This window comes from Rhizobium sp. AN73, assembly GCF_030757975.1.
Lineage (GTDB): Bacteria > Pseudomonadota > Alphaproteobacteria > Rhizobiales > Rhizobiaceae > Agrobacterium > Agrobacterium arsenijevicii.
Genome location: NZ_JARWME010000002.1, coordinates 865,041 through 880,963 on the forward strand (window position 1 = coordinate 865,041; position 15,923 = coordinate 880,963).

The window sequence follows — 15,923 nt, forward strand, 5'->3', positions numbered from 1 at the left end:
GAACGGACAGAGCTTATCGCGGTTCCATAACAGAATAGTAAAATTTAGGAAATTTTAATGCGCACCTCTCCGCCTTATGACGGAGGGGATGTTGGCGTTTCAGCCGGTGACGACGAAGGCGACCACGAGGTGGCCGAGTAGGCCGATGGCGAGGCAGGAGAGCAGGAAAATGAACAGGGCTTTTTTCATGTTTGCGGAAGCTTCCATCTGTTTTAACCCTTCGAACCCGTTGTCTTGACGTTTTCGCGCGACAGGGCGCATTTTCCGGCCGATGGCCTTATGTCATCAGGCCTTGATGTCGAGGCCAGCCTCGATTGCGGCGGCGATGAAGGCCTTGCGCGCATCTTCCGGCTTTTTCCTGCCGGCATCGACGGCGGCACAGACCAGCAGCGCCGCGTCCAGCGCATCGCCATCCTCTATCGGCCAATCCTCGATCATGGCCCAGGACGCCGCCTGCGTGGTCTCGATGCTCGTATAGTCGCCCGGCGTTTCGAACGCGATCAGGACGGGTTTTTGCCAGCGCGTGTTCATCGCTTATCCGTATTGGTTGTCGTGCCCGGCTCTAAACCAAGCTGGCAGGATGCGCAATCCCGTTAGCTCCGGTTGCGGTGCGGTCAGTCGTCGCGCCCGAACAGCCACTCGCGAATGATGCGCCGGTCGATGAGTTGCAGCGAGCGGTCGGGCGCGATGCGGTAGGTTTCCACCGCCCGTGTGCTGCCGTCGATGCGGAAGTCATGCGTAAAGGTGCTGCCGATCGGCGATTTCGTCAGCTTGGTACGCGGTTGGCCATTATAGATGATGCTGCCGGGGATTGGTTCGACATAAGGAGCCGGGCCGACGGCGACGGCCGTGCATCCGGCAAGCATAAGGGTGAGCGTGATAGTGGCCGATGATACGAGCGTTTTCATCCTGTCCTCCGAAGTGCGTCTACGAAAACGATATGGAGGCGCAACGGTTCCCGGCAGGCAAAGAGGACAGAAGTATTCGCCCCGATTATTTGCGCCTCGGATTTTGAGTGTCGCGCGCGACCCAGCGAAAGAAAGCGTAGACGACGAGGCCGAAGATGAAAAGCGGGATGAGGTTCGCAAAACCAGACATATGATTCTCGTTTCTCCCTCCCGGTTCGGGGTCTAACCGAAGAGAAAGAGGCAAGGCAAGCGCGGCTTGCAGCGTCGCGGGTAAAATGTCCGTGTGCCTGTGTGAGGAACGGTGCGCCTGCCACGGAGAAATTGCCGGGGGAGAAGGCAACAGGTGAGACCTGGCGCACTGCCAGTGATACCAGGTCTCCCAGTCCCCCGCCAGTTTCAGGGAACGGGTGACTTGATTTAGTATGACGAACGACCGCCTATATACATAGACCGAGAAATCACCTCGAATAAATCGCTACTATGGTCGACCATGGGGGAAGTCCTCAGAGTGGGTCGCACCCGGACGCCGCCATCGGTCCGACGCGGCAATATAATTATCCGGCAAATAAAGCGTCGTTTTTTTGCCACCAGAGGCGAGTGCGACCCGCCTCCTGTCCGCAAACGATGTTTAACCCGTTGAATCAGAAGGAGATGGCTTTTCCTCCCCATGCCACCGCGTGCAGAGGAAACGGGAACCTTCTGCGCGTTCCGTCATTAAAACAGGCGGGACGCATATTATTACCGGAGGGCTCAACATGCTCGGCACTATCCTCGTTATCCTGCTCATTCTGTTCCTGATCGGCGCGCTGCCAAGCTGGGGTTACCACAATTACGGCTATGGCCCCTCGGGCGGTCTCGGCCTGGTTCTGGTCATCGTCCTCGTCCTGTTCCTGCTTGGTCGCATCTGACCGATCGGTATTTGAGCTGCCGTGATGCCCGCACCGGCGCAAAAGCGCCGAATGCGGGCATTGTTTCTTCTGAAATATGAGTGAGATACAAAAAATGACGGAATCCGAATGGCTTAGAGGATGGGCAATTGCGCCGCGTCCAACCAGCCGGAAAAAACAGCACATTCGGAACGAACCCTCTTGCGCCCATAATGGATTCGTTCTAAATGCCCGCCATCGCTCGAATTGATGAGCGTGTGAGGCCTCGTGGCGGAGTGGTGACGCAGAGGACTGCAAATCCTTGTACCCCGGTTCAATTCCGGGCGAGGCCTCCAATAAGCTTCTTCACCGGGAGCAAGTATTTGAAATACCTTCATTATTATATGAGTGTGGCAATCTGGGCCTGAACCGTTCCGCAAGATTTCCGGCCGGAGTGGCGCAGCCCATTCAGGCGCTCGTTTGCGGCAAACGCAACATCCTTCTTCCGATCCCTCGAGAACTTCAAGATTTGCGACATCGCGCCTGTTCAAAGGCATGCCCGCGAATTGGCGGTTGTCCTTGTCGGATCAGGGTTTCGAGCAGACAACATCATACCATTTCGAGCGAGATGCAGATACGGTTTTCGCCGGAGAGAGCAAGCTTTTCGATTGGCGAGAATACCGGAATGAACGCCGGCGGCCGGTTGGGGCTGCGTCAAAAAGACCCTGCGTGAGGGCATCGATTGAAGTTGTTGAAGCAGCAGTTTTGGGGTAGCGCTCGTTACGATCGATAGTGTCAAGTAACAGCCTGGAAATATTCAAAATGATGGATTGGGATTGGGTCGATTGGTTCCCTATAGTGGTCTTTCCGCTCAAGGTTCTCGTGTTGGGCACGGGCATGTTCTTCGCCATCAAGTGGCATCACGATCAAGCGAAGAAGGACAAGGAAACCAGCGGACCATAAGCGCCCGCTGAACACACCCTTGTCGCGTCAGATTTGTCGGCCGATATAAAAGCCGATTTTTCGAGCTTCCGGGCGAAGCCTCCAAAAATCTCACCAACAGAACCTGTCGTCTTGACCATGGCGCGCCTTATTGCGGTCATTCACGTTCTTGTTGTTCTAAAAAATCCCTGCCATTTCGCTTTTTCCAGCACTTGCCGTTCACCACGCTTGAAAGCGCAGGCTTGGGCAATTATGAGATTGTTTAAAGGTAAGGGGAGACCCGTGCCGTTTTGGGCTTTTGGAGCCGAGGCTTCCCGACCGGCATCCGCGAAATTGAGGCGATAACGATATGATGGATTTCGAAACCGCACGCGCCAATATGGTCGACAGCCAGTTGCGCACGACCGACGTGACGTCGCATTCGGTGCTGAAGGCGTTTTTGAGCGTGCCGCGCGAAGCTTTCGTGCCGGCAGGCGTGCGGCAGATTGCCTATGTGGACGAGGATTTGCAGATCTGTCCCGCCCGCGACGGCCGTCCGGCCCGTTATGTCATGAAGGCCTCGCCGCTGGCGAAGCTTTTGCAGCTTGCGGCGGTGACCAAGGAAGACGTGGTGCTGGAAGTGGGCGGCGGTGCCGGTTATGCGGCTGCCATCCTCTCGCAGCTCGCCGGTTCGGTGGTTTCGCTCGAATGTGACGAGACGCTGGCGGCCGAGGCAACCGAGACGCTGGTCTCGCTCGGATATGACAACGTCGCTGTCGTCACCGGCGATCTCGAAAAGGGTTATGCGGGCGAAGCGCCCTATGACCTCGTTTTCGTCAACGGTTCGGCCGAGGAAGTGCCGGCGGCACTGACCGATCAGCTGCGCGACGGCGGACGTCTGGTTGTCGTCGTTGGTTACGGTAATGCCGCAAAGGCCACCGTCTATCGCCGCGATGGTAACAGCACATCGGCTGTGACCTCTTTCAACGCTTCGATCAAGCCTTTGCCTGGTTTTGCCAAGGCGGTCGAATTCGTTTTCTGATCCCTTAAAACGATCACCGTGTTTTTGACGCCGGGGCGGATTTTCCGCTCCGGCGTTTGTTTTTTGCGGATGGCCCGTCGAGGGCCCTGCGCCATCCGTCGCGTTGCCCAGAAGAGGCCGTTTTCACAAAGCTGTGCATCACCGCGAAACTTGTCGAATCAGTGATTTAGTTCCGGACTATGCTGCCCTAGACTAAGGGTGATTCGGGGTGTGCGTATTTCTGCCCCGCATGAGCCTGCGACAGGGATGGCAAAGACGCTCGGCGGTTTTGACCTGACATGTTTCAGAGCATCGGGGCGGCGATCGGGTGCGGTTGTCGCAAACGCGATGTAGGAATTGAACAGGTGCAAAGCGCTCTTTCCGGCATCCGAGGTGATGCGGCCGGGCGCTCGAGAGTGGAAACCGGGGATTGATATGGCTCAGCCAAGCGTAGCGCGTGAACCGTCCATGGAAGAAATTCTGGCGTCCATACGCCGGATCATCGAAAGCAACGAGACCGGGCCTACTGGCGCGTTTTCCGGGCAGTTGCCGCCGGTCTATGACGATGAAGACGATGGCGCAGGCGAAGCGTCCTTCGTGACGGAGGCCACCAGCCCGCCGGCACGCGTTCCCCCCGCAGCAAATCAGGCGTTTGGCGCACGGCCGGCGCAGGATTTTTCCGCCGCTTCCGAAAAGCTGACGCCTGAACAGCAGGAAATCTCTGCCGAGAAGAGCATGTCGCTGGCCGATGTCGCCGCGCGCGTCCGCGCCGCTGCCGACCGCAACGCCGCCATGGGGCCGCAGGCATTTGCCGCGCAGGCTCAGCGTGAGTCCGCGCAAGCAGCCCCCGCCGCTCATTCCCCAAGTGTAGCGCAGCCTTCGGCCGCACAGCAGGTTGAACGCGCCGCGCCGCAGCGCCCGACGGATGTGCGGCCGCTGCTGGCTGCTGCCGCCGCAAGTGTCGTCGAACAGCCGGCGCCCTTCGTTGCCGAGGACCGCGCCGCTGCTGCTGCCGTTGAAAGCGCGGCCTTTGCCGACAGCCGCTTCGATCAGCTTACGCTGCGCGGCGCCATCGAAACGCCGGTCGCCGAGGAACGCTACGAAGTCGCAGTGCAGGAACCTGTCTTCGAGGCACCCAAATTCGATCTGACTGAACCGAAGGCGGAAGAGGAGGGCGGTTTGTCGCTCAATCTTATTTCCGCTGCCGCCGGTGCGCAGATCGCCCGTTCCTTCAGCGAGCTTGCGGAAATCTTCGATGGCGTCGAGCGGCGCTCTGTCGAGGATATGGCCGCCGAAATGCTGCGTCCGATGCTGCAGGACTGGCTGGAAGACAATTTGCCGACCCTGGTGGAACGTCTCGTGCGTGAGGAAATCGAACGCGTGGCGCGCGGCTCGCGCCGCTAGGTCTTGGTCCGGCTGCATCCTGCGTTGTGCAGGATGCGATGAAACAGAGGCCGCTCCGGCACCGGGGCGGCTTTTTTGTTGAAGATGAAGGCGCTATGGGGTCATAGTCGCTGAAGGGTCGGTTTCTGTTGACTCTCGACCATCCATCCTTATTTAAAAAAATCCACACAAGAACTCTAAAATTCAGGTCAGGAAATGCTCGAAAAGACCTACGATCCGCATCCGTCGAACCGAAGATCGCCAAAGCCTGGGACGAGGCGAACGCTTTTCGTGCCGGCGCCAACGCCAAGCCGGGCGCGGAAAGCTTCACCATCGTCATCCCGCCGCCGAATGTGACGGGCTCCCTGCATATGGGCCATGCGCTCAACAACACGCTTCAAGACATATTGGTCCGCTTTGAGCGCATGCGCGGCAAGGACGTGCTGTGGCAGCCGGGCATGGACCATGCGGGCATCGCCACGCAGATGGTCGTGGAGCGCAAGCTGATGGAACAGCAGCTTCCGGGTCGTCGCGAGATGGGCCGTGAGGCTTTCGTGGAGAAGGTCTGGGAATGGAAAGCCGAATCCGGCGGTCTGATCTTCAACCAGCTGAAACGTCTTGGCGCGTCCTGTGACTGGTCGCGTGAGCGCTTCACCATGGATGAAGGGCTGTCCGAGGCCGTTCTCGAGGTCTTCGTTACCCTTTACAAGCAGAACCTGATCTACAAGGCCAAGCGCCTCGTCAACTGGGACCCGAAGCTGCAGACTGCGATTTCCGACATGGAAGTCGAACAGCTGGAAGTAAAGGGCAACCTCTGGCACTTCCGTTATCCGCTGGAAAAGGGTGTGACCTATGAGTATCCCGTCGCCTTCGATGTCGACGGTACGCCCACCGAATTTGAAACGCGCGATTATATCGTCGTCGCCACGACACGGCCTGAAACCATGCTCGGTGATACCGGCGTTGCGGTGAACCCGGAAGACGAGCGCTACAAGGGTATCATCGGCAAGCACGTCATCCTGCCGATCGTTGGCCGCAAGATCCCGATCGTTGCCGACGACTACGCCGATCCGACGGCCGGAACGGGTGCGGTCAAGATCACGCCCGCGCATGACTTCAACGATTTCGAAGTCGGCAAGCGTTGCGGCCTGCGTGCCATCAACGTCATGAATATCGATGGCACGATCTCCATCAAGGAGAATGAGGATTTCCTCGAGGGTCTCAATCACCCGGCAGCGCTGCACGGCGCATGGGATCGTCTGGAAGGGCAGGATCGCTTCTTCGCCCGCAAGGTCATCGTCGAAATCTTCGAGGAAGCCGGCCTGCTCGACAAGATCGAGCCGCACAAGCACGTAGTGCCGCATGGAGACCGTGGCGGCGTGCCGATCGAGCCGCGGCTCACCGATCAGTGGTGGGTGGACAACAAGACGCTGGCCCAGCCGGCAATTGCCTCGGTTCGCGAAGGCCGCACCAATTTCGTGCCGAAGAACTGGGAAAACACTTACTTCCAGTGGATGGAAAACATCCAGCCCTGGTGTATCTCGCGGCAATTGTGGTGGGGACACCAGATTCCGGCATGGTATGGCCCGGATGGGCAGGTCTTTGTCGAAAAGACCGAGGAAGAGGCGCTTCAGGCCGCTATCCAGCATTACATTGCCCATGAAGGTCCGTGGAAGGCCTGGGTCGAGGAGAAGCTGGAGAATTTCAAGCCGGGCGAAATCCTGACGCGCGACGAAGACGTTCTCGATACCTGGTTCTCGTCGGCGCTCTGGCCGTTCTCGACGCTCGGCTGGCCGGAAAAGACGCCGGAACTGGCGCGGTATTATCCGACCAACGTCCTCGTCACCGGTTTCGATATCATCCCGTTCTGGGTTGTCCGCATGATGCAGATGGGTCTGCATTTCATGAAGGACGACGCCGGCAATCCGGTCGAGCCGTTCAGCACCGTCTACATCCATGCGCTGGTTCGCGACAAGAACGGCCAGAAGATGTCGAAGTCCAAGGGCAACGTCATCGACCCGCTGGAACTGATCGACGAATACGGTGCGGATGCGCTGCGCTTCACGCTTGCCATCATGGCGGCGCAGGGCCGTGACGTGAAGCTCGATCCGGCGCGTATCGCCGGTTATCGCAACTTCGGTACGAAGCTCTGGAACGCCACGCGTTTTGCCGAAATGAACGGTGTGAAGCGCGATCCGCATTTCCTGCCGGAAACCGCGTCGCTGACGATCAACCGCTGGATCCTGACCGAACTTGCCAACACGACGCGGGATGCGACGGCGGCTATCGAGAACTTCCGTTTCAACGATGCGGCGGGCACGCTCTACCGCTTCGTCTGGAACCAGTTCTGCGACTGGTATCTGGAGCTGCTCAAGCCCGTCTTCAGCGGCGAGGATGAGGCGGCGAAGGCGGAATCGCAGGCCTGCGCGGCCTATGTTCTGGACGAGATCTACAAGCTGCTGCATCCGTTCATGCCGTTCATGACGGAAGAGCTGTGGGCGCATACGGTCGGTGAGGGCGTGGAGCGTGACGATCTGCTGTGCCACACCGACTGGCCGACGCCGGAATTCCGCGACGATGCGTCGGCTGCGGAAATCAACTGGCTGATCGATCTCGTCACGGGCATCCGCTCGACGCGCGCCGAGATGAACGTGCCGCCGGGTGCCATCGCCTCGCTGGTGGTCGTTGGTGCCAACACCTCCACCGAAGCGCGGCTCGACCGCCATGCCGCTGCCATCCAGCGTCTGGCGCGCGCCGACGAAATCCGCGCCGCCGATGTAGCGCCGAAGGGCTCCGCACAGATCATCGTCGGTGAGGCGACCGTGTGCCTGCCGCTCGGCAAGCTCATCGATCTTTCGGCCGAAAATGCCCGCCTCGAAAAGGCGATCGGCAAGGTGGATGCGGAAATGGAGCGCATCGACAAGAAGCTGTCGAACGAAAAATTCGTGGCCAATGCCGATCCTGAGGTTGTGGCGGCCGAGCGCGAGCGCAAGGCGGAACTGGAGGTTCAGCTGGCAAGCCTTCGAACCGCCCTGCAGCGGGTCAGCGAAGCGGGATAAGTTTCCCGGTTCCATGTGAGATCAGAACGCCCCGTGAGAAACGGGGCGTTTTGCGCTTTGTCAGGTCTGTCGCTGTTTATTGCTGCGTTGCAACGGCGAATCATGCGCTGCATGACAGCGGGATTATTTCAGTGATGAACCGGACAGATCCGCCGAGGGAGACGAAAAAAAACCAATAAAAACGGCCTGATAAGCGGTTTTCTTCGGAAACGTCCAGCTGTGGTTATTTGGCGACATTTCCGGTTCGAGTTGGGAGTTTGTTTCGTTTTTTATCGGTTTTTCCGTTTGGATTAGAATAATAGCCTAAAATGATTATGTAAGAAGGCAAACACAAAAAACTTACGTAAAAAAATGGCCATCTGGTGGCAAGCGCGTCGTGCTGCGACAGATTGTCATTTGCCGCAAAGCATTTCACTCTATCAATGATCAAATTGCCTTGATTGGGGAGAGAGATGGCAAAAACTGCATTTTTTCGCGGCGCGGTATGTTTCGTAGCCAGCATTGCGGCGGTCACGCCTTCACTGGCGGGCGGCCTTGAGCGCGGCGGTTACAACATCGACCTGCTGTTCGATCCATCTGACTATGTTCTCGATAGTTCCGCTACATTCGTTGCGCCGCAGCGCAAGGTTGATAATGCGCGGGACAATCCGATAAAAAGCGGTGGCCCGTTGCCGGCGTCCTGGTCAACCACCGCTGACGACTCGGAAAGCTATTGGTCGACACGCGTTGGCGCCAAAGCGGCCATCGGCGATTTCGGCGACTGCATGTTCGATTATTCGCAGCCATGGGGTGCGGATCTTAATCCCGGCATCTGGCAGGGATCGAGCTACAATATCGAAACCAAGGTCAAGTCGCACAACTATGCGACCACCTGCCGGGTGAAGTTCGATCTCGGCAAGGGCGATTTCTCGATCATCGGCGGCGGTTTCTATCAGGAGCTTAGCGGTTACAAAAACCGTCAGGTCGTTTCCCCGACAGCACTTGGTCCCGCTTATCCTTCCCTTTATTCCGGTGTTGGCAGGCTGGAAATGGAAGGCGACGGCTGGGGCTGGCGTGCGGGTGTCGCTTACGAGATCCCGGAAATCGCTTTCCGCACGAGCCTCGTTTATAACAGTGCCGTCGATCACGATCTGAACGGCACGGTCGATCTCAGAAGCCTTCCTGCCGCCGGCAGCCCGGCTCTCGTCGCTTACGGCGGTAAAGTCACGCCCGTTTACGGTTCGGTTTCCATGCCGGACAGCGTGGAACTTAAAGTGCAGTCCGGTATCGCTCCGAACTGGCTTGCCTTCGGTTCCGTGAAATGGACGGACTGGAGCCAGATTCAGGTTGTGCCTTTCTGCCAGGTCGGTGTTCCCACCTGTATTGCGGGTGTAACTTCGCTCACGACACTCGATCTTTATTATCGTGACGGCTGGACGATTTCCGGCGGTGTCGGCCACAAGTTCAACGATCAGTGGAGCGGCGCTGTCAGCCTGACATGGGATCGTGGCACATCGACGGTTATCGGCACGCAGACCGATACCTGGATGCTTGGCACCCAGATCGTCTATTCGCCCAATCAAAATATCGAGTTCAAGATTGCCGGCGCGCTCGGCTTGCTCACCTCGGGTGAATCTTCGATCAACGGCGGCCGTTGCAGCTCCGTTGGCACGGCAACCTGCGGCGACGAGGCGGGCTACCGTTTCGGCAACGATCTCGTGGCTGCGATCTCGACGGGCGTCAAGGTCAAGTTCTGAGGCCATTCTCAATATTAGCTAAGTCAAGAAAGGTCCGGTTTACCAACCGGGCCTTTTTTTATTCGCGACTATGATTCCTGCTCGATAAAATTTTCTAGGCCGAGAGTTTTGTGACGATTTGGCAACACTTTTCTGCAAGCGTGAGGTCGCGTTGGAATGTAGGCAGATCTGTCCATTTCCCGCCACAAACAAGGTGCTTGGCTGATGTTTATGGACGCGGGGATGGAAGAACATGCAGGCGTTTGATGTGGGCCTGCGGGGTTGTGAAAAGTGAAAACGGGTTTGGATTCAGGGTTTAAGCAAGTAATACGGGAATTTGACCCGACTTTCTTGTTTGACGCTGACCGGCAGGCGGTGAAACGCCGTTATATTGCCGGAAATTATGCCTATATCTGTTTCACCGAAAAACTTGGGCAATGACCGCAAGAGACCACCGGCAGTGCGCTGGAAAGTGCTGCCGGAAAGACGCAGTGTGTTCGAAAAATCGCGACCCGGCGGGGTTCAGCTTTGCAGTATTCCGCAAGTATTGGCTATATGCCGGGAAGAGTGAGAGAAGTTCGCCTAAATGCTGAAATGTGAAGCCCATGTCCTAAAGCCGCTCTTCATGAGCCTGTTGCTTGCGTCACTCGCAATGCCAGTGCTGGCTTTTGACATTAACGCAGGCGTTACCAAGGAATCCGGCCCCTTCGATCTGTTCAAGTTCGGCTTCAAGGCCTACAAGAACGGCAATAAGGGCGAAGCCGTCGAGGCCTATCGTTATGCGGCCGAAAAGGGCCACACCGGCTCGCGCTGGGCGCTTGCCAACATGTATGCCTTCGGCGACGGTGTTGCCAAGAACGACTTCGAAGCCTTCAAGATTTACAGCGAAATCGCCAGCCAGGGTGTCGAGCCGGGTTCCGAGGATACAGGCTTCTTCGTCAACGCGCTTCTTTCGCTCGCCGATTATTACCGTCACGGCATTCCGGGCAGCCCGGTGAAGATGGACCTCTCGCAGGCCCGGCAGCTTTATTTTCAGGTGGCTTCCACTTTTGGCGTGGCTGAAGCGCAGTTCCGGCTGGCGGAAATGATCCTTGCGGGTGAGGGAGGCCGCGCGGATGTGCAGCAGGCCAAGAAGTGGCTCAATCAGGCGCGCAAGCACGGCCATGCCGGCGCCATGTCGATTTTCGGCAATCTGCTTTTCCAGGAAGGCCAGACGACGCAGGGGCTCGCCTTCATGACGGCTGCGCTCGACAAATGCACGGCGGTGGATTGCACCTGGATCCAGACCCTTCAGGAACAGGCTTTTTCGCTCTCGGGCGAAAACGACCGCCGCGCGGCCATCGCGATGGCGCAGAACATGCAGATCGACGATCCGAACTGACAATAATGTCTGTTGTGGTCGAGGCGACTTGGAGCACGTCCCGTTTAAACGGAATCGTTTGACGTGCTCTAATTCTTTATTTCCAAGCATTTTCCGGACGTAAAACCGCTAGGCACTGTTACTGGAAATGCTCTAAGTCGCCCGGCGAGAGCCGGTCAGCCAACCGGCGTGAAATCGAAATAACCGCAGACCGGTACGTGGTCGGACGGTTTTTCCCATGCCCGCACATGTTTTTCGATGCTGACCGATTTCAGCCGGTCGGCCGCTTCCGCCGACAGCATCAGGTGATCGATGCGGATGCCGTTGTTCTTTGGCCAAGCGCCGGCCTGATAATCCCAGAAGGAATAAAGTCCGGCTTCATCCGTCGTCGCGCGTGCGGCATCGGTAAAGCCGAGATCCCTCTCCAGCTTGCGGAACGCCGAGCGCGTCTTTGGCAGGAACAAAGCGTCACCTTCCCACACGCGTGGGTCGTGGCAATCGAAGGGTTCGGGGATGACGTTGTAGTCACCCGCCAGAATAAGCGGCTCCTCAAGCGCGAGTCGATCCTCGGCAAAGCGGCGCAGCCGTTCCATCCAGGCGAGCTTGTAGGGGTATTTGACCGGATCGTCAGGCGGATTGCCGTTCGGCAGATAAAGCGAGCAGACCCGGATCGCGCCGCCATCGACGGAAAATACGCCCTCGATGAAACGCGCCTGTTCGTCGGTGTCGTCACCCGGCAGGCCACGATTGATTTCGTCAGGCTTCATCTTCGACAGCAGGGCAACGCCGTTGAAGCCCTTCTGGCCGTGAGTCTCGACATGATAACCGAGCGCTTCCAGCTCAAGGCGGGGAAAACCCTCGTCGACCGATTTGATTTCCTGAAGGCAGACGATGTCAGGCGACGAATCCTTCAGCCACTGGCAGAGGTTTTCGATACGCGCCTTGACGCCGTTGATGTTCCAGGTGGCAATCTTCATCGGAGTTTCCCTTTTGTGAGGGTACTTTTACCCGATGAAAAAGCGATTGCCACCGTTTTTGGAAACGGCTGGTGAGGATGTGGTGGAAAGAATGATGTCAGACCGAAAAGCTGGTGCCGCAGCCGCAGCTTGCCACCGCATTCGGGTTCTTGATCTGGAAGGACTGGCCGAGCAGGTTATCGACAAAGTCGATTTCGGAGCCTGCCATGTAGATGACCGACATGCTGTCGATCAGCACCTTGGCGTCGCCGCGTGCAATCACGATGTCGTCATCGGCAGCGTCGTCCGCCAGATCGAACTTGTAGGAGAAGCCCGAGCAGCCGCCGCCTTCTACCGAAACGCGTAGCGCCTGCTTGCCTGCATCCGCTGCGACGATCTGGGCGATTCGCTTCGCTGCGGCTTCTGAAAGTGTAATGTCGCTGTTTTCCATGTCGTTCCTCGTGCCGGGGTCAAGAACCGGAGAGCAATAGATTTGTCGACGCCATTATAAACCAGTCAAATAAACGGTCTATAGCGATGTCCGCAACGGCCTTTGCCGCGATGATGCTTTGCGCCGACCTTTGCGATAGGTATGAAGGGTGGATGAAAAGGTCAATGGCCAAGGCTAAAGGAAGTCCCGGCCAACAGTACAGGTGGATGCATGATTATAGACCAGCGCGCATTGGGTTTCGGAAGCGGCGAGAGGGCGGTTTTCGCCTCGGATCCATGGACCACGCGCGGGCGTCTTTTTGCCGAAGAGGGAAGCCTGACCCGTTCGGAGTTCCAGCGCGACCGGGACCGCATCGTCCACACCACGGCGTTTCGCCGGCTTAAACACAAGACGCAGGTTTTCATCAGCCCTGACGGAGACCATTACCGTACCCGCCTTACCCACACGATCGAAGTGGCGCAGATTGCCCGCGCGCTCGCGCGGGCGCTGAAGCTCGACGAGGATCTGGCCGAGGGCGTGGCGCTGGTGCATGATTTCGGCCACACGCCGTTCGGCCATACCGGCGAGGACGCGCTGGATGCGGTGCTGCTGCCCTATGGCGGCTTCGATCATAATGCCCAGTCATTGCGTATCGTCACCAAGCTGGAGCGCCGCTATGCCGAATATGACGGCATCAACCTGACATGGGAGACGCTGGAGGGGCTGGTCAAGCACAATGGCCCGCTGGTCAATGCCAAGGGCGAGGGGATCAAGGGGCCGGTTCCGCTACCCATCATCGAATATTGCGAGTTGCAGGATCTGGAAATCGGCAGCTATGCCAGCCTCGAGGCGCAGATGGCGGCGATTGCCGACGACATCGCCTATAATACTCACGATATCGATGACGGGTTGCGCGCCGGTTATCTTACCTTCGACATGCTGGAGGAGGTGCCGTTCCTCAGCAAGCTGATGGCAGAGGTACGGGCGAAATATCCCGTGCTCGACAAGGAGCGCTTCGCCAATGAAATCATGCGCCGCCAGATCACCCACATGGTCGAAGATGTAATCGGTGTCGCTCAGCACAATCTTGCCCGGCTGAAGCCGAAAAGTGCCGCCGATATTCGCGGCGCTGATTTTACCGTAGCGACTTTCTCGCCGGAAATGGCCGAAACCGACCGGCAGATCAAGAAGCTCCTGTTCGGTCATATCTACCGCCACCCGGAAATCATGCGCATCCGCGCAGGTGCCACGCAGATCGTTACCGACCTTTTCCACCGTTATATGGAGACGCCGGCTGAGATGCAGAGCCACTACTGGGTGGACAGCATTTCCGGCATGAGCGAGGCCGCAAAAGCCCGGCATGTGGGCGATTATCTGGCGGGTATGACCGATAGTTATGCACTGCGCGCCCACCAGCGGCTGTTTGACCACACCCCCGATTTGCGATAGGGCAGCGGGCAATCGCGAAGCCGACCCGGTTATGATGGCCGGACATGAACAGAAGCCCTTCGCGCAGGTTGGAACGATGAACATTTTTGCTGATTTCGATACCAGGATCAAAAACGCGCTCGAGACCCTCGATCTCGTGAAAGAGAACCGCGAAAAGGTCGATTTCAGTCGAATTACGGTCGAATCCCCGCGCGATCTGAGCCATGGCGATGTCGCAACCAATGCGGCGATGGTGCTGGCCAAGCCGCTTGGCACCAATCCCCGGGCGCTGGCCGAACTCATCGTGCCAGCCCTTCAGGCGGATGGCGATGTCGATAGCGTTAATGTCGCCGGTCCCGGCTTCATCAATCTCAAGGTCTCGGTCGGTTACTGGCAGCGTCTTCTTGCTGACATGATCGGGCAGGGCATCGATTTCGGTCGCTCGAAGATCGGTACGGGCCAGAAGATCAACGTCGAATATGTCTCTGCCAACCCCACCGGCCCGATGCATGTCGGCCATTGCCGTGGTGCGGTCGTGGGTGACACGCTGGCGAACCTGCTCGCCTTTGCCGGTTATGGCGTGACCAAGGAATATTACATCAACGATGCCGGCTCGCAGATCGACGTGTTGGCGCGTTCTGTTTTCCTGCGTTACCGCGAAGCGCTTGGCGAAGACATCGGCGCAATTCCGTCGGGCTTCTACCCCGGCGATTATCTCGTTCCCGTCGGCCAGGCGCTGGCGGATGAATACGGCATCAAGCTGCGCGCCATGCCCGAGGAAAAGTGGCTGCCTATCGTCAAGGACAAGGCGATTGCCGCGATGATGGTGATGATCCGTGAGGATCTGGAGACGCTGAACGTCAAGCATGACGTGTTCTTCTCGGAGCGCACGCTGCATGAGGGCAATGGCGGCCCGATTCTCTCGGCCATCAACGATCTCACCTTCAAGGGCCACGTTTACAAGGGCACCCTGCCGCCGCCGAAGGGCGAGTTGCCGGAAGACTGGGAAGATCGCGAACAGACGCTGTTCCGTTCGACCGAAGTCGGCGATGACATGGACCGTGCGCTGATGAAATCGGACGGTTCCTACACCTATTTCGCCGCCGACGTCGCTTATTTCAAGAACAAGTATGATCGCGGTTTCTCCGAGATGATCTACGTGCTCGGTGCTGACCACGGCGGTTACGTGAAGCGGCTGGAAGCGGTTGCGCGTGCCGTCTCGGAAGGCAAGTCGAAGCTGACGGTACTTCTGTGCCAGCTGGTCAAGCTTTACCGCGATGGCGAGCCGGTGAAGATGTCGAAACGTTCCGGCGACTTCGTCACGCTGCGCGATGTCGTGGACGAAGTGGGTCGCGATCCCGTGCGATTCATGATGCTCTATCGCAAGAATTCCGAGCCGCTGGACTTCGATTTTGCCAAAGTGACCGAACAATCGAAAGATAATCCGGTCTTTTACGTGCAATATGCGCATGCCCGTTGCATGTCGATCTTCCGGCAGGCGCAGGAAGCGTTTCCGGGTCTTGCACTCTCGCAGGACGATATGTCGTCCTCCGTTGCTTTGATTAGCGATATCAACGAGTTGCAGCTGGTTGCAAAGCTCGCCGAATACCCACGTCTGATCGAATCCGCAGCTCTTTCGCACGAGCCGCACCGGCTTGCTTTTTACCTCTACGATCTCGCCAGTTCCTTCCATGGACACTGGAACAAAGGTAAAGACCAACCGGAATTACGTTTTATTAACGATAAAAACCGAGAATTGAGCATTGCCAGACTCGGGCTGGTGAATGCTGTCGCGAATGTTTTGAAGTCCGGCCTTACGCTTTTAGGAGCGGACGCGCCTGACGAGATGCGATAACATATCACCATTATTTGCTCA

The 15,923-nt window shown here is 57.7% G+C and carries 12 protein-coding genes, 1 tRNA gene and 1 pseudogene; 10 read left to right on the plus strand and 4 right to left on the minus strand.

All coding sequences use genetic code 11. The features are described from left to right. Positions 1 to 285 precede the first annotated feature (285 nt). Positions 286 to 531, minus strand: coding sequence for a DUF982 domain-containing protein (locus RBH10_RS14240; protein ID WP_003515635.1), 246 nt, complete (start codon positions 529 to 531; stop codon positions 286 to 288). An 83-nt stretch (positions 532 to 614) separates the two neighbouring features. Further along, positions 615 to 908, minus strand: a complete 294-nt coding sequence (locus RBH10_RS14245; RefSeq protein ID WP_281036773.1) for a hypothetical protein — start codon at positions 906 to 908, stop codon at positions 615 to 617. 755 nt (positions 909 to 1,663) lie between these two features. Between RBH10_RS14245 and RBH10_RS14250 the strand changes: the two genes are divergently transcribed. The 8 genes and pseudogenes from RBH10_RS14250 to exoR all read left to right on the plus strand — a co-directional run bounded on the left by RBH10_RS14250 (position 1,664) and on the right by exoR (position 11,254). After that, complete coding sequence (locus tag RBH10_RS14250) at positions 1,664 to 1,816, plus strand: DUF3309 family protein (protein ID WP_071242736.1); 153 nt, start codon at positions 1,664 to 1,666, stop codon at positions 1,814 to 1,816. A gap of 240 nt (positions 1,817 to 2,056) precedes the next feature. After that, positions 2,057 to 2,130, plus strand: a tRNA-Cys gene (locus RBH10_RS14255). Positions 2,131 to 2,596: 466 nt separating this feature from the next. Beyond that, a complete protein-coding gene (locus tag RBH10_RS14260; RefSeq protein ID WP_281036772.1) occupies positions 2,597 to 2,737 on the plus strand; it encodes a hypothetical protein in 141 nt (46 codons plus the stop codon). Positions 2,738 to 3,065: 328 nt separating this feature from the next. Then, positions 3,066 to 3,737, plus strand: a complete 672-nt coding sequence (locus RBH10_RS14265) for a protein-L-isoaspartate O-methyltransferase (protein ID WP_281036771.1) — start codon at positions 3,066 to 3,068, stop codon at positions 3,735 to 3,737. A 414-nt stretch (positions 3,738 to 4,151) separates the two neighbouring features. Further along, a complete protein-coding gene (gene popZ, locus RBH10_RS14270; RefSeq protein WP_281036770.1) occupies positions 4,152 to 5,120 on the plus strand; it encodes a cell division protein PopZ in 969 nt (322 codons plus the stop codon). A gap of 195 nt (positions 5,121 to 5,315) precedes the next feature. Continuing rightward, positions 5,316 to 8,158 (plus strand): annotated as a pseudogene (locus tag RBH10_RS14275) (valine--tRNA ligase). Between the two features lie 452 nt (positions 8,159 to 8,610). Next, the gene (locus RBH10_RS14280; RefSeq protein WP_045023875.1) at positions 8,611 to 9,894 is read left to right on the plus strand and encodes an outer membrane protein transport protein; all 1,284 of its coding nucleotides are present in this window, start codon (positions 8,611 to 8,613) and stop codon (positions 9,892 to 9,894) included. Between the two features lie 565 nt (positions 9,895 to 10,459). Continuing rightward, the gene (exoR, locus tag RBH10_RS14285; protein WP_045023877.1) at positions 10,460 to 11,254 is read left to right on the plus strand and encodes an exopolysaccharide production regulator ExoR; all 795 of its coding nucleotides are present in this window, start codon (positions 10,460 to 10,462) and stop codon (positions 11,252 to 11,254) included. 155 nt (positions 11,255 to 11,409) lie between these two features. On the opposite strand, the gene xth is transcribed toward exoR, so the two are convergent. After that, entirely contained in the window at positions 11,410 to 12,210 is an 801-nt protein-coding gene (gene xth, locus RBH10_RS14290) for an exodeoxyribonuclease III (protein ID WP_306180666.1), read from the minus strand. A 97-nt stretch (positions 12,211 to 12,307) separates the two neighbouring features. After that, positions 12,308 to 12,640, minus strand: coding sequence for an iron-sulfur cluster insertion protein ErpA (erpA, locus tag RBH10_RS14295; protein ID WP_281036767.1), 333 nt, complete (start codon positions 12,638 to 12,640; stop codon positions 12,308 to 12,310). A gap of 210 nt (positions 12,641 to 12,850) precedes the next feature. Between erpA and RBH10_RS14300 the strand changes: the two genes are divergently transcribed. Next, on the plus strand, positions 12,851 to 14,068 hold the full coding sequence (locus tag RBH10_RS14300) for a deoxyguanosinetriphosphate triphosphohydrolase (RefSeq protein WP_281036766.1): 1,218 nt from the start codon (positions 12,851 to 12,853) through the stop codon (positions 14,066 to 14,068). Between the two features lie 76 nt (positions 14,069 to 14,144). Further along, entirely contained in the window at positions 14,145 to 15,902 is a 1,758-nt protein-coding gene (gene argS / locus RBH10_RS14305; protein WP_281036765.1) for an arginine--tRNA ligase, read from the plus strand. Positions 15,903 to 15,923: the final 21 nt, after the last annotated feature.

Bases quoted from the DNA above. Each gene is read 5' to 3' on its own strand.
- RBH10_RS14240 (WP_003515635.1), bottom strand. From the start codon at position 531: ATGAACACGCGCTGGCAAAAACCCGTCCTGATCGCGTTCGAAACGCCG.
- RBH10_RS14245 (WP_281036773.1), bottom strand. From the start codon at position 908: ATGAAAACGCTCGTATCATCGGCCACTATCACGCTCACCCTTATGCTT.
- RBH10_RS14250 (WP_071242736.1), top strand. From the start codon at position 1,664: ATGCTCGGCACTATCCTCGTTATCCTGCTCATTCTGTTCCTGATCGGC.
- RBH10_RS14260 (WP_281036772.1), top strand. From the start codon at position 2,597: ATGATGGATTGGGATTGGGTCGATTGGTTCCCTATAGTGGTCTTTCCG.
- RBH10_RS14265 (WP_281036771.1), top strand. From the start codon at position 3,066: ATGATGGATTTCGAAACCGCACGCGCCAATATGGTCGACAGCCAGTTG.
- popZ (WP_281036770.1), top strand. From the start codon at position 4,152: ATGGCTCAGCCAAGCGTAGCGCGTGAACCGTCCATGGAAGAAATTCTG.
- RBH10_RS14280 (WP_045023875.1), top strand. From the start codon at position 8,611: ATGGCAAAAACTGCATTTTTTCGCGGCGCGGTATGTTTCGTAGCCAGC.
- exoR (WP_045023877.1), top strand. From the start codon at position 10,460: ATGCTGAAATGTGAAGCCCATGTCCTAAAGCCGCTCTTCATGAGCCTG.
- xth (WP_306180666.1), bottom strand. From the start codon at position 12,210: ATGAAGATTGCCACCTGGAACATCAACGGCGTCAAGGCGCGTATCGAA.
- erpA (WP_281036767.1), bottom strand. From the start codon at position 12,640: ATGGAAAACAGCGACATTACACTTTCAGAAGCCGCAGCGAAGCGAATC.
- RBH10_RS14300 (WP_281036766.1), top strand. From the start codon at position 12,851: ATGATTATAGACCAGCGCGCATTGGGTTTCGGAAGCGGCGAGAGGGCG.
- argS (WP_281036765.1), top strand. From the start codon at position 14,145: ATGAACATTTTTGCTGATTTCGATACCAGGATCAAAAACGCGCTCGAG.